Origin of the sequence: Streptomyces sp. DH24 (genome assembly GCF_029813775.1) — a bacterium.
Lineage (GTDB): Bacteria > Actinomycetota > Actinomycetes > Streptomycetales > Streptomycetaceae > Streptomyces.
Window position 1 is genome coordinate 139,395 of sequence record NZ_JARVKW010000007.1, and the last position, 12,875, is coordinate 152,269.

At 71.8% G+C, this 12,875-nt stretch carries 12 protein-coding genes; 7 read left to right on the forward strand and 5 right to left on the reverse strand.

Annotated features, from left to right (window positions below; translation table 11 throughout):
• Window positions 1-21: 21 nt before the first annotated feature.
• Entirely contained in the window at window positions 22-1,617 is a 1,596-nt protein-coding gene (locus QC282_RS08170; RefSeq protein WP_279548660.1) for a Na+/H+ antiporter, read from the reverse strand.
• Window positions 1,618-1,677: 60 nt separating this feature from the next.
• Here QC282_RS08170 and QC282_RS08175 point away from each other — a divergent pair, with 60 nt between their 5' ends.
• From QC282_RS08175 to QC282_RS08185, 3 genes are all read left to right on the forward strand, one after another.
• A complete protein-coding gene (locus QC282_RS08175) occupies window positions 1,678-1,938 on the forward strand; it encodes a UBP-type zinc finger domain-containing protein (RefSeq protein WP_279548558.1) in 261 nt (86 codons plus the stop codon).
• A gap of 258 nt (window positions 1,939-2,196) precedes the next feature.
• Window positions 2,197-2,610: an anti-sigma factor gene (locus QC282_RS08180; protein ID WP_006136266.1), complete on the forward strand. Its 414-nt coding sequence runs from the start codon at window positions 2,197-2,199 to the stop codon at window positions 2,608-2,610.
• 17 nt (window positions 2,611-2,627) lie between these two features.
• Window positions 2,628-3,761, forward strand: a complete 1,134-nt coding sequence (locus QC282_RS08185; RefSeq protein ID WP_279548559.1) for an RNA polymerase sigma factor SigF — start codon at window positions 2,628-2,630, stop codon at window positions 3,759-3,761.
• A gap of 16 nt (window positions 3,762-3,777) precedes the next feature.
• Here the strand turns inward: QC282_RS08185 and QC282_RS08190 are convergent, their stop codons facing one another.
• On the reverse strand, window positions 3,778-4,227 hold the full coding sequence (locus tag QC282_RS08190; protein WP_279548560.1) for a hypothetical protein: 450 nt from the start codon (window positions 4,225-4,227) through the stop codon (window positions 3,778-3,780).
• Window positions 4,228-4,343: 116 nt separating this feature from the next.
• Here QC282_RS08190 and QC282_RS08195 point away from each other — a divergent pair, with 116 nt between their 5' ends.
• Window positions 4,344-5,312 (forward strand): diacylglycerol kinase family protein, encoded by a 969-nt coding sequence (locus QC282_RS08195; protein ID WP_279548561.1) that lies wholly within the window; start codon window positions 4,344-4,346, stop codon window positions 5,310-5,312.
• A gap of 318 nt (window positions 5,313-5,630) precedes the next feature.
• Window positions 5,631-5,888, forward strand: a complete 258-nt coding sequence (locus QC282_RS08200) for a WhiB family transcriptional regulator (protein ID WP_003992873.1) — start codon at window positions 5,631-5,633, stop codon at window positions 5,886-5,888.
• A gap of 216 nt (window positions 5,889-6,104) precedes the next feature.
• On the opposite strand, the gene QC282_RS08205 is transcribed toward QC282_RS08200, so the two are convergent.
• Both QC282_RS08205 and QC282_RS08210 read right to left on the reverse strand, forming a co-directional pair.
• Window positions 6,105-7,571: a PAS domain-containing sensor histidine kinase gene (locus tag QC282_RS08205; protein ID WP_279548661.1), complete on the reverse strand. Its 1,467-nt coding sequence runs from the start codon at window positions 7,569-7,571 to the stop codon at window positions 6,105-6,107.
• A gap of 413 nt (window positions 7,572-7,984) precedes the next feature.
• Window positions 7,985-8,620, reverse strand: coding sequence for a TetR/AcrR family transcriptional regulator (locus QC282_RS08210; RefSeq protein WP_279548562.1), 636 nt, complete (start codon window positions 8,618-8,620; stop codon window positions 7,985-7,987).
• A 97-nt stretch (window positions 8,621-8,717) separates the two neighbouring features.
• Here QC282_RS08210 and QC282_RS08215 point away from each other — a divergent pair, with 97 nt between their 5' ends.
• Together QC282_RS08215 and nagB are read left to right on the forward strand one after the other, a co-directional pair.
• Window positions 8,718-9,470 carry an SDR family oxidoreductase gene (locus QC282_RS08215; protein ID WP_279548563.1) on the forward strand — a complete coding sequence of 251 codons (753 nt, stop codon included), beginning with the start codon at window positions 8,718-8,720 and terminating at the stop codon, window positions 9,468-9,470.
• 391 nt (window positions 9,471-9,861) lie between these two features.
• Entirely contained in the window at window positions 9,862-10,647 is a 786-nt protein-coding gene (gene nagB / locus QC282_RS08220; protein ID WP_279548564.1) for a glucosamine-6-phosphate deaminase, read from the forward strand.
• A gap of 661 nt (window positions 10,648-11,308) precedes the next feature.
• Here the strand turns inward: nagB and QC282_RS08225 are convergent.
• Window positions 11,309-12,868: a glycoside hydrolase family 3 protein gene (locus QC282_RS08225; protein ID WP_279548565.1), complete on the reverse strand. Its 1,560-nt coding sequence runs from the start codon at window positions 12,866-12,868 to the stop codon at window positions 11,309-11,311.
• Window positions 12,869-12,875: the final 7 nt, after the last annotated feature.

The following is a 12,875-nucleotide window of genomic DNA, read 5'->3' on the forward strand; positions in this document are numbered from 1 at the left end:
GCCCGTCGGGCGGGCGGCGTCTCACCGCGCCTCCCGGTACGCCGCCGCCTCCTCCAGGTCCAGCCTGCGCAGCAGGGTCCGCAGCATCTCGTCGTCGATGTAGCGGCCGTCCCGCAGCTTGACGAACACCTCACGCTCGGCGCCGATCATCTCTCCCGCGAGCCGCCGGTAGGTGTCGTCGACGGTCTCGCCGGTGACGGGGTTGACCTGGCCGAGGCGTTCCCAGACGGCGTTGCGTCGACGCTCCAGGACCGTGCGCAGCCGGTCGGCAAGCGGCCCCGGCAGGGCGTTGCGCTCGTCGGCGAGGAGCTCGTCCAGGCGCTGCTCGGCGGCGCGGGAGGCCTGCGCCTGGGCGTTCGCCTCGGCGAGCGTCTCGGCCTGCTGGTCGCGCCCGGGGAACTTCAGCAGCCGGATCAGCGGAGGCAGCGTCAGCCCTTGGACGACCAGCGTGCCGATGACCGTCGTGAAGGTCAGGAACAGGATGAGGTTGCGCTGCGGGAAGGGCTCGCCGCCGTGCACGGTGAGCGGGACGGAGAAGGCGATGGCGAGGGACACCACGCCCCGCATTCCGGCCCACGAGGTGACGGCCGGGCCCTTCCAGGTGGGGTTCTCCTCCCGCTCGCGCACCCGCGCGGACAGCACCCGCGGCAGGAACGTCGCCGGGTACACCCACACGAAGCGCACCGCCACGACCACCAGGAAGACGGCGACCGCGTACCAGGCGGCGTCGACGCCCTCGTACGCGCCGAGTTCCCTGAGCACCACCGGCAGTTGCAGTCCGATGAGCGCGAACACGCTCGACTCCAGGACGAAGGCGACCATCTTCCACACCGCCTCCTCCTGGAGCCGGGTGGCGAAGTCGACCTCCCACGCGCGGTGTCCGAGGTGGAGGGCGACGACCACGACCGCGAGGACCCCGGAGGCGTGCACCTGCTCGGCCGCCGCGTAGGCGACGAACGGGATCAGCAGGGAGAGCGTGTTCTGGAACAGGGCTTCACGCACGTGCGTGCGCAGCCAGTGGATCGGCAGCATCAGCACCAGTCCGATGCCGACGCCGCCGATCGCCGCGATCAGGAACTCGGCGATTCCCCCCGCCCAGGTCGCGCCGGCGCCGACGGCGGCCGCCAGCGCCACCTTGAAGGCGGTGATCGCGGTGGCGTCGTTCAGCAGCGACTCGCCCTGCAGAACCGTCGTGATCCGCGACGGCAGCCCGACCCGGCGCGCCACCGCGGTCGCCGCGACCGCGTCCGGCGGTGCCACCACCGCGCCGAACACCAGCGCCGCCGGCAGCGGCAGGTCCGGCACGATCAGGTACAGGGCCCAGCCGACGGCGAAGGTCGCGAACAGCACGTAGCCCACGGACAGCAGTGCCACCGGCCGGATCTGCGCCCGCAGGTCGAGGTAGGAGCTGTCGGTGGCCGCCAGGTGCAGCAGCGGGGGCAGCAGCAGTGGCAGCACGATGTGCGGGTCGAGGGTGTAGTCCGGCACCCCGGGCAGATAGCTGACCGCCAGGCCGACGGCGACCAGCAGGAGCGGCGCCGGCACCGGGGTGCGCCGGCCGGCCGCGGCGACCGCCGCACTGCCCGCCACCAGCAACAGCAGTGGCATCACGTCCATCGTCCCGCCCGCCCTCTTTTTCCGCGCGGTCATGCGCACAGCCGTCGTAACCTGGCAATCATGAAACAGTGCACGCATGCCGACGCGCTGCCGCACCCGGAACCCGAGGCGCTGACCGACACGTGTCCGGAGTGTCTCGCGGAAGGCACCCACCCGGTTCAGCTGCGGCTGTGCCTGACCTGCGGCCACGTCGGATGCTGCGACTCCTCGCCGGGACGGCACGCGACCGGGCACCACACCAAGTCCGGTCACCCGGTGATGCGGACGTTCGAGCCGGGCGAGGACTGGCGCTGGTGCTTCGTCGATCACGTACTGGTCTGAAGTGGATCACTACGCGTCGGGACGGTTCGACCGTCTGACGTCTGGGTACGTCAAAGCGGCGCGCGCTCTTCCCAATTGGGCCCGCAGACCCCTAGCCACGGAGCGTATCCGTAGGTTTACTATGAGTGACAGCAACGGGGTTGGGGTCCCGGGGACAGAAAGTTCGGAGCGCGATAGCGTCACCGCTGAACCACGTATCGCGTTGTCCCGGGGGGCGACCCTCGGCCCTGAAACGCTTGTACCACCATGGAGGTGAGGGTGTCCCAGATCGCAGGCGAGCCCGCGACCCAGGACTTCGTCGAAGTCCGGCTGCCGGCCGCGGGTGCCTACCTGTCGGTGCTGCGCACGGCCACGGCCGGTCTCGCGGCCCGTTTGGACTTCACCCTCGACGAGATCGAGGACCTGCGCATCGCCGTCGACGAGGCCTGCGCGATCCTGCTCCAGCAGGCCGTGCCCGGCTCCGTGCTCAGTTGTGTGTTCCGGCTGGTCGACGACTCTCTGGAGGTCACCGTCTCGGCCCCGACCACGGACGGCCACGCGCCCTCGCGTGACACGTTCGCCTGGACCGTCCTGTCCGCGCTCGCGGGCAAGGTCTCCTCCGCCGTGGACGAGGACAGAACCGTTTCGATCAGCCTCTACAAACAGCGCGGCGCGGGACCCGGGCCGGCGTGAGGAACGGGGACGGGCCGGTGCGGGACGAAGAGCGCGGCACACGGGAGCTGTCGGCCGAGGCGTCGGCCGCGGGCAGCGCGAGCACATCCCGGCGCATGGACGGCATCGACGGCATTCCCGAGCAGGCCCGGCCGCATCCGGAGGACGAGGCCACCACGGCCGTCCTGCCGGGCGACGGGCGGGAAGGCCGGGAGGGTGCCGCGCAGAGCGCGCCTCCGGACGGGCGGACCGGGGTCTCCCCCGCCCAGGACGGGCCCCCCACGCGCGCGAGGCCGCGGGCGGGGAAGGAGGCGGGGGCTCCGGGAAGGGCTACGGGCGGGACGATGAGCGAGCACGAGCGAAACTCCGAGGAAGACGGGCTGAGCGCGCCCAGGACGCCGGGCGCGCGGCACGACCCGCAGGACCGCAGCGGAGCGCGGGCCCTGTTCCTGGAGCTGCGCACGCTGAAGGACGGCAGCCCGGAGTACGCGGAGCTGCGCAACCGGCTGGTCCGCATGCACCTGCCGCTCGTCGAGCACCTCGCGCGCCGCTTCCGCAACCGCGGCGAGCCGCTGGACGACCTCACGCAGGTCGCCACGATCGGCCTCATCAAGTCGGTCGACCGGTTCGACCCGGACCGCGGCGTGGAGTTCTCGACGTACGCGACCCCGACGGTCGTCGGCGAGATCAAGCGGCACTTCCGCGACAAGGGCTGGGCGGTGCGCGTGCCGCGCCGGCTCCAGGAGCTGCGGCTCGCGCTGACGACGGCGACGGCTGAGCTGTCGCAGCAGCACGGCCGCTCCCCGACGGTGCACGAGCTCGCCGAGAAGCTGGCGATCTCGGAGGAGGAGGTCCTGGAGGGCCTGGAGTCGGCCAACGCGTACTCCACGCTGTCCCTGGACGTCCCCGACACCGACGACGAGTCCCCGGCGGTCGCCGACACCCTCGGCGCGGAGGACGAGGCGCTGGAGGGCGTCGAGTACCGCGAGTCCCTCAAGCCGCTGCTGGAGGACCTGCCACCGCGCGAGAAGCGCATCCTGCTGCTGCGCTTCTTCGGCAACATGACGCAGTCGCAGATCGCGCAGGAGGTCGGCATCTCCCAGATGCACGTGTCCCGGCTGCTGGCCCGCACGCTGGCCCAGCTGCGGGAGAAGCTGCTGGTGGAGGAGTAAGGCGCCCCGGGCGGTGCTACCGCTCGCCGTCCTGGGCGCGGCCCGGTCCCTTGATGCCGAGGGCCTGGGTCGTCTGCGGATTGACCAGCAGCACCAGCGCGGCGACCGCGACGACCGCCAGGGCGATGCCCGCCGGGATCGCGACGCTGTCGGCGCGGAGCAGGTTGTAGGCCACCGGCAGCGCCATGAGCTGCGTCACGACGGCGGGGCCCCGGCTCCAGCTGCGCCGGTCCAGCAGGCCGCGGGCGGCGAGCAGCGGCAGCAGCGAGATGATCATCAGCGTGATTCCCCCGGTGACGGCCTGCTGCCGGTCGGACGGGTGGCCGGTCACGCCGAGGACGAGCATCCAGACCCCGCCGACGAGCAGCGCGAGCCCTTCGAGGCCGACGAGTGCCGCGGCGTACGTCAGGCGGGGCGGACGGGGGCCGCTGTTTTCGGGGGCCGTGGAGATCTGCTCGCTGCTCACCCCAGCAGGGTAGCCCTCGTCGTTCGAGCTCCGGTTGAGGGCTCACGGCTCCGGTGGGTGACCGGATCCGCCCCTCGGTCTGGGCCAGGTACCACCCAGTAGGTACTCTGCACCCCATGCGTGCTCTTCTCGTGGTCAATCCGGCGGCAACCACCACAAGTGCGCGCACACGCGACGTACTGATCCATGCGCTCGCCAGCGAGATGAAGCTGGAGGCCGTCACCACCGAGTACCGCGGCCACGCGCGCGACCTGGGCCGGCAGGCCGCGGAGAGCTCGGACGTCGACCTGGTCGTGGCCCTCGGCGGTGACGGCACGGTCAACGAGGTCGTCAACGGTCTGCTGCACGCCGGCCCGGACCCGGAGCACCTGCCCGGCCTCGCCGTGGTCCCCGGCGGCTCCACCAATGTCTTCGCCCGCGCCCTCGGGCTGCCGAACGACGCCGTGGAGGCGACCGGCGCCCTGCTGGACGCGCTGCGCGAGGGCCGCGAGCGTACGGTCGGCCTGGGCCTGACCTCGGGCACGCCGGGCACGGAGGACGGGGGGGTGCCCGAGCGCTGGTTCACCTTCAACGCCGGGCTCGGCTTCGACGCCGGTGTGGTGGGGCGGGTGGAGCAGCACCGGGAGCGCGGCAGGAAGTCGACGCACGCCCTCTATGTGCGCCAGGTGGTGCGCCAGCTGTTCGGCGAGCCGAACCGACGACACGGTCTGATCACACTGGAGCGGGACGGCGAGGAGCCGGTGTCCGATCTGGTGCTGTCCATAGTCTCGAACACCTCTCCGTGGACGTTTCTGGGGAATCGCCCGATCTACGCGACACCTAAGGCCTCGTTCGACACGGGCCTCGATCTCTTCGGTCTGAGCCGGCTGTCCACGGGTGCGGTTGCCCGGTATGGCACCCAGTTGCTCACTTCGTCCCCGGAGCGCGGACCGCACGGAAAACACGCGGTCTCGCTGCACGACCAGACCCGGTTCACCTTGCATTCGAAGGCCCCGCTCCCCCTCCAGATGGACGGTGACCACCTGGGGCTGCGTACGAGCGTGACGTTCACAGGTGTACGCCGTGCACTGCGTGTGATTGTGTGAGCAGAAAAGGCCAAAGTCCTTTCACTCGAACGTTTAGGCCAGGATCCACCCCATGGAAGTACGGCTGTGACCTAGTCGACACCGAAGAATCAAAAAAAACTTTCCGGAAGGGGTTGTATCCGCCGCCGAGGTTTGCGAGTCTCTACTTGGCGATCGGGACGGCCCGCAACACCGGCCTCCACAGATCACCGGAACCCCTCTTCAAATCCACGGACCACGCCAGGGAATCTGGCGGTCGGCCCTTCACTTGTTGAGGGATTCGTGAAAGCGTTCACATTCACAAGCACCCTGCAGTAATACCAAGGAGAGGTAGCAGCCATGGACTGGCGTCACAACGCCGTTTGCCGCGAGGAAGACCCCGAGCTCTTCTTCCCCATCGGCAACACCGGTCCTGCGCTGCTGCAGATCGAGGAAGCCAAGGCCGTCTGCCGCCGCTGCCCGGTGATCGAGCAGTGTCTGCAGTGGGCGCTCGAGTCCGGTCAGGACTCCGGCGTCTGGGGTGGTCTCAGCGAGGACGAGCGCCGCGCAATGAAGCGCCGCGCCGCCCGCAACCGGGCCCGTCAGGCCTCCGCCTGACCTACCCGCCCCGCTAACAGCCTGAGCTTGGCGGCGCGTACAGCGAGTACGCATCTCCCGCCCCCGAGCCGCAGCGCGCAGTACCCCCGATGCTCCCCAAGCTCTCGAACTCGCTCGAGCAGGGGGGACCCACATCGCGCTTGCACCGCAAGCAAAGAGCTTTAAGCCCCGGACCACCCAGTGGTCCGGGGCTCACTGCTGTGTGGGGCGGACCCGCTACTTGTCGGACGGCACCGGGATGTCGAGGATCACCCGCGTACCGCGCTCGGGCGCCGGGACCATGTCGAACGTTCCTCCCAACTCCCCCTCCACCAGCGTCCGTACGATCTGCAGGCCGAGGTTGCCCGCGCGGTGCGGGTCGAAGCCCTCGGGCAGGCCGACGCCGTCGTCCTGGACGGTGACGAGGAGGCGGGCCTCCTTCGTCGTACCGCCGCGGACCGCCGAGACCTCGACCGTGCCGGTGTCGCCCTGCCGGAAGCCGTGCTCCAGCGCGTTCTGCAGGACCTCGGTCAGCACCATCGACAGCGGCGTGGCCACCTCGGCGTCGAGGATGCCGAAGCGTCCGGTGCGCCGGCCGATGACCTTGCCGGGCGAGATCTCGGCGACCATCGCGAGCACGCGGTCGGCGATCTCGTCGAACTCCACGCGCTCGTCCAGATTCTGGGACAGCGTCTCGTGGACGATCGCGATCGAGCCGACCCGGCGCACCGCCTCCTCAAGGGCTTCTCGACCGCGCTCGGACTCGATCCGGCGGGCCTGGAGGCGGAGCAGGGCCGCGACCGTCTGGAGGTTGTTCTTCACCCGGTGGTGGATTTCCCGGATGGTCGCGTCCTTGGTGATCAACTCGCGCTCGCGGCGGCGCAGTTCGGTCACGTCCCGGAGCAGGACCAGCGAACCGATGCGGGGCCCCTTGGGTTTGAGGGGAATCGCGCGGAACTGGATCACGCCCTCGGCGGACTCGATCTCGAACTCGCGGGGCGCCCAGCCGCTGGCGACCTTGGCCAGGGCCTCGTCCACCGGGCCGCGCGAGGGGGCGAGTTCGGCGGTGGTCTCCCCCAGGTGCTGGCCGACGAGGTCGGCGGCGAGGCCGAGGCGGTGGTAGGCGGAGAGCGCGTTCGGCGAGGCGTACTGCACGAGGCCGTCCGCGTCGAGCCGGATCAGGCCGTCGCCGACGCGGGGCGAGGCGTCCATGTCGACCTGCTGGTTGGCGAACGGGAAGGCGCCGGCCGCGATCATCTGCGCCAGGTCGGAGGCGCTCTGGAGGTAGGTGAGCTCCAGGCGGCTCGGGGTGCGCACGGTGAGGAGGTTGGTGTTGCGCGCGATGACGCCGAGGACGCGGCCCTCGCGCCGCACGGGGATCGACTCCACGCGGACGGGCACCTCCTCCCGCCACTCGGGGTCACCCTCGCGCACGATGCGGCCCTCGTCGAGGGCGGCGTCCAGCATGGGGCGCCGGCCGCGTGGGACGAGGTGGCCCACCATGTCGTCCTGGTAGGACGTCGGGCCGGTGTTGGGGCGCATCTGGGCGACCGAGACGTAGCGGGTGCCGTCGCGGGTGGGGACCCACAGGACCAGGTCGGCGAAGGAGAGGTCGGAGAGCAGCTGCCACTCCGAGACCAGCAGGTGGAGCCACTCGAGATCGGAATCGTCGAGGCCCGTGTGCTGGCGTACGAGTTCGTTCATGGACGGCACGAGTGCGAGCGTACCTGGCGGTTCGGACACCGCTCGAAATCAGCCGCTGCGAGGGGCTCCCGCCGGCCGTCACGGGCCCGGAAACACCCGCGGGCCGCGGCGCCTGAGAGGGACCCTCAACCCTCCCGGCACCGCAGCCCGGAGCAATATCGGCCGTGGGGTGTGCGGTCCCGGTCGGCCGAAGGTTGAGGAGCCGGGGCAGTCAGGGCAGAGAGCTCCGGTTCCTCGGTCCGCCCTCCTGTGCGGGGAGAGCGGAAGCCTTGCGTTCACCTTGTGTCAGTGCCTCTGCGGCCATTCTGGACTAGACCACTGTCCGTGTCCATGCGTTGGAGGATGTTTGTCCTTGTCTTGGTCCGCCAACTTGTCGGACGTCCCAGCACCTCGCAAAGCCTAACCCTGACGGGTCACGCGCGGGGCCAGATGGACAGGGCAATTTCCGCGAGCGCCTCCAGTTCCGCCCGGCTCGCGCCGTCGCGCGCCTGCTGGGACATGCCCTGGATCATGGCGCCGGTGTGCCGGGCGAGTGCCGCCGCGTCCGTGTCCTGAGGGAGGAGACCGGCCGCGACGTCGGCTTTTATACGACTCTCGAACGCGGCGATGTTCCCGTTGCGCCGCTCCCGCAGGGCCGCCTCGACCTCGGGGGTCGAGCAGTTGACGGCGGCGTGGATGACGAGGCAGCCGTGCGGATGCCCGGGCTCCGTGTATACGGCCGCCGCCTCGCGCAGCATCCGCTCGACGCCGGCCCGCGCGGTGGGCTCCTCGGCGAGGGCCCGCTCGGCGAAGGCGCCGTACGTCGCACCGTACTCCCGCACGACCTCCTCGAACAGCGACCGCTTGTCCCCGAAGGCCGCGTAGAGACTCGGGGCGCCGATGTCCATGACGCGGGTCAGGTCGGAGACGGACGTGGCCTCGTAGCCGTGTTCCCAGAAGGCCATGAGCGCCTTCTCCAGGGCGGTGGCGCGGTCGAAGGAACGGGGGCGCCCGCGGGTCCGGCGCCCGGTCGGCGCGGCCTCGCCGGTCGTCTGGCTGCTGCTCACCATGGAGTGGATTTTATAGCGGGCACTAGAGAAGTGTCGGTGGGCTGTTGTACGGTTTTTTCTGTAGCGACCGCTAAACAAATGCGAAGGGGGCGCCGGCATGGGCGTGCTCACGGGCAGGACGGCTCTCGTCACGGGGGCCAGCAGGGGAATCGGGCGGGGCATCGCGGAGCGCCTGGCACGCGACGGCGCACGGGTCGGGGTCCATTACGGCAGGAGCGAGGCCGCGGCGAAGGAGACGGTCGCCGCGATCGAGGCGGCGGGCGGCTCGGCGTTCACCGTCGGGGTGGAACTGGGCGGGCGAGGGGACGCCGAGGCGCTGTGGGCGGAGTTCGACCGGCACGCGGACGGGCTGGACATCCTGGTGAACAACGCGGGGATCGGGACCTCCCGGCCGATCGAGCAGATCGGCGAGGAGGAGTACGACCGCCTCTTCGCGGTGAACGTGAAGGCACCGTTCTTCATCCTCAAGCACGGCATGACGCGGCTGCGCGACGGCGGCCGGGTGGTCAACATCTCCTCGGGCCTGGCCCGGACCGCCGTCATGCCGCACAACATGGCGTACGCGATGACGAAGGGCGCGCTGGACGTGCTTTCCCGGGACCTGTCCAAGGTGCTGGGGGCGCGGGGCATCAGGGTCAACTCGGTGGCGCCCGGGATCATCGACACGGACAACACGGCCCCCTTCCTGCGCGAGACGGAGGACGGCTGGGCGCAGGCCGAGGCGATATCGGCGCTCGGGCGGGTGGGGACGGCGGCCGATGTGGCGGACGTGGTGGCGTTCCTGGCGTCGGACGCGGGGCGCTGGGTCACGGGGAGCTGGGTGGACGCGACGGGAGGGTCGATGCCGTAGCGACCGGCGCGGCCTCGCGCGGGGCGTCAGGGGTACGGCGCGGTCCGGTCCGCGGCACCACTACCGCTGCCCCGCCCCGGCCTCCGAGGCCGTGCCCGTGTGTCCGTGTGTCCGTGTGTCCGTGCGGTCGTGTGCCCATGTGCTCGCGCGACCGTGTCCCACTGTGCTCCCACGACCGTGTGCCCGCGTGTACGCGTGTGCGCGTGCCTGCGTGTCCATGCGCCCATGTGCCCGCGCGGCCATGCGTCCGCGCGAGCGTTTCGCGTCCGGTCGCGAGGCGGAGAGAGGCCGGGAACCCTGGGAGGGAGGGGCCGAGCTCTGTTAGATTGGTCTAAACCACACCGCCCCTACGGGTCCAGTTGAGTCCCCTCTTCAGATCGGCAGGCCCAGCGTGGAAGTTGTCATCGTTCCGGACGCCAAGGCCGGCGGCGAGCTCGTCGCCGAGGCGATGGCGCAGTTGCTCCGGCGCAAGCCCGACGCCCTGCTCGGCGTGGCCACCGGGTCGACGCCGCTGCCCGTGTACGAGGCGCTGGCCGCCAAGGCGCGGTCCGGTGCCGTGGACACCTCACGGGCGCGGATCGCCCAGCTCGACGAGTACGTGGGGCTGCCGGCGGACCATCCGGAGTCCTACCGCTCGGTGCTGCGGCGCGAGGTGCTGGAGCCGCTCGGCATCGGGATGGACAAGTTCCTCGGTCCGGACGGCACGGCCGAGGACGTGCAGGGGGCGTGCGAGGCGTACGACCGGGCGCTCGCCGAGGCGGGCGGGGTCGATCTTCAGCTGCTGGGGATAGGCACCGACGGGCACATCGGGTTCAACGAGCCGTGTTCGTCGCTGGCGTCGCGCACGCGGATCAAGACGCTGACCGAGCAGACCCGGGTGGACAACGCGCGGTTCTTCGACGGCGAGATCGAGCAGGTCCCGCACCACGTCATCACGCAGGGCATCGGCACGATCCTGGAGGCGCGGCACCTCGTGCTGCTGGCCACCGGCGAGGGCAAGGCCGACGCGGTCGCGGCGACCGTCGAGGGACCGGTCGCGGCGGTGTGCCCGGCGTCGGCGCTGCAGCTCCACCCGCACGCGACGGTCGTCGTCGACGAGGCCGCCGCGAGCAAGCTGAAGCTGGCCGACTACTTCCGCCACACGTACGTGAACAAGCCGGATTGGCAGGGGATCTGACGCCCCGACCACCCAGACAGAAGGCGCCGGTTCCGGGGGGACCGACGCCTTCGCCTTGCGCCGGGCGTGAGAGGGCGACTCGTTCAGCGTGTGCCGGGTCGCAGAGGGTGGCCCTGGTGGCCCCTTCGGTGCGCGCCCGGCTACGGGAGGCGGCCCGGTCAACGTGCGCCCGGCTGCGGGAGTTGGCCCCTTCAGTGCGCGCCCGGCTGCGGGAAGCGGCCCGGTCAACGTGCACCCGGCTGCGGGAAGCGGCCCGGCCCGGCTCCATAGAGCGGGGCGGGTGCGGGGCGCCGGGCATGACTGGCTGAGGCGACGCCAGACCGACGTGGATGGCTGAGCGGCGCGGGGCCGAGGGGTGGGTGGCTGAGCGGCGCCGGGCCGAGGTGGGTGACTGAAGCCCGAAGCCAGGCGAGAAGGCGGGGTGCGTGCCGCCCGGGGTGCCCGCCCGGGGTGCCTCTGCCTGCGCGTCGGCCCTTTGCGGCCGCTGGTCGCGCGCCACGCCCGCGCCACGGCGAGCGAGCTCCGTCGCCGAGTGCGTGACGCCACGCCGCTCTCCACCCCGCCATCCCGCTACCCCGCTCCCCCACCCGCCAAGGCGCCGCCCCCTGCCGGGAACGGCGCCTTCGCTGATCGGGCGGTCAGTGAGACCGGGCAGGTCGGGCTACACGCCCGCGATGACCTCCGCCGCCGCTCTGCCGCAGACGCGGGCCGCGCCGTAGGTGGCGATGTGGAGGGCGCCGCGGGGGGTCGCCCGGGGCACGCCCATCTCGACGACCACGGTGTCGGGTCGGGCCGTGAGCAGGGTGTCGAGGGCCGCCGCCATCCAGGGGTGGCGGTGTTCGTCCCGGACGACGGCCACGATGCGGCGGGACCCGGCCGCAGCCAGCGCGTCGGGCCCGGCGTCCGCCCCGGCGAAGCTGCCCGTCTCGGTGCCGGGGAGCAGGCGGAGGAGTTCCGCTGCCACGCCCCACGGCGTCTCGTCGCCGACGGCGATGTTCGCGACGGGGGTGAGGGCGGCGACGTAGGGCGGCTCGGTGAGCGCCGTGAAGTCGTCGGCGCGGGTCACGGTGAGCGCCCGGCGCGCGGCACGCAGGCCCACCGGGTCGCCGGTCGCGTCCCGGCCCTCGCCGTCGCCCGTGCCTCCCGCCGCCCGAGCGTGGCCTCGCCCCGTGTCCCGGGCCGCGCCGGTGTCGCCGTCCGCCGCGCCCGCCGCCGCTGTCCAGCGGGCGAGGCGTCGTACGCGTTCCGCCGCGTCCGCCAGGCGTTCTTCGGGGAGTTCGCCCGTGCGGACCGCTTCGACGAGGGCGTCGCGGAGGCGGCGTACCGTCTCGTCGTCGGCGAGGCCGCCGCCCACGCAGATGGCGTCGGCGCCGGCCGCGAGGGCGAGGACGCTGCCGCGTTCGATGCCGTAGGTGCCGGAGATGGCCTGCATCTCCATGCCGTCGGTGACGATCAGGCCGTCGTAGCCGAGTTCGCCGCGCAGCAGGTCGGTCAGGATGCGCCGGGACAGGGTCGCGGGACGGTCCGGGTCCAGCGCGGGGACGAGGATGTGGGCGCTCATCACCGCGCGGGTTCCGGCGGCGATGGCCGCGCGGAACGGGGCCAGTTCGCGGTCCGTGAGCACCGGGGCGTCGGCGTCGATGCGCGGCAGGGCGTGGTGGGAGTCGACGGCCGTGTCGCCGTGGCCCGGGAAGTGCTTCGTGCAGGCGGCGACGCCCACCGACTGGAGGCCGGTGACGTAGGCGGCGGTGTGCCGGGCGACCAGTGCGGGGTCGGCGCCGAAGGAGCGGACGCCGATGACGGGGTTGCCGGGGTTGGAGTTCACGTCGGCGGAGGGGGCCCAGTTGAAGTTGACGCCGCAGGCCGCGAGGCGGCGGCCCAGTTCGGCGGCCACTTCCCGGGTCAGCTCCACGTCGTCCACCGCGCCGAGGGCGTGGTTGCCCGGGAAGGAGGAGCCGGTCCGCACCTCCAGGCGGGTGACGTCGCCACCCTCCTCGTCGATGGCGACCAGGACGTCGTCGCGTTCCGCGCGCAACTGTGCGGTGAGCGCGGCGAGTTGCCCGGAAGAGGCGATGTTGCGGCCGAACAGGCCGACGGAGGCGAGGCCCTCGCCGAGCCGGCGCAGCAGCCAGTCGGGGGCGGTGGTCCCGGTGAACCCGGGCTGGAGGACCGTCAGCGCGTCGCGCGTGAGGGTGTCGGTGCCGCTGGCGAATGTCGTCATCGGGTGC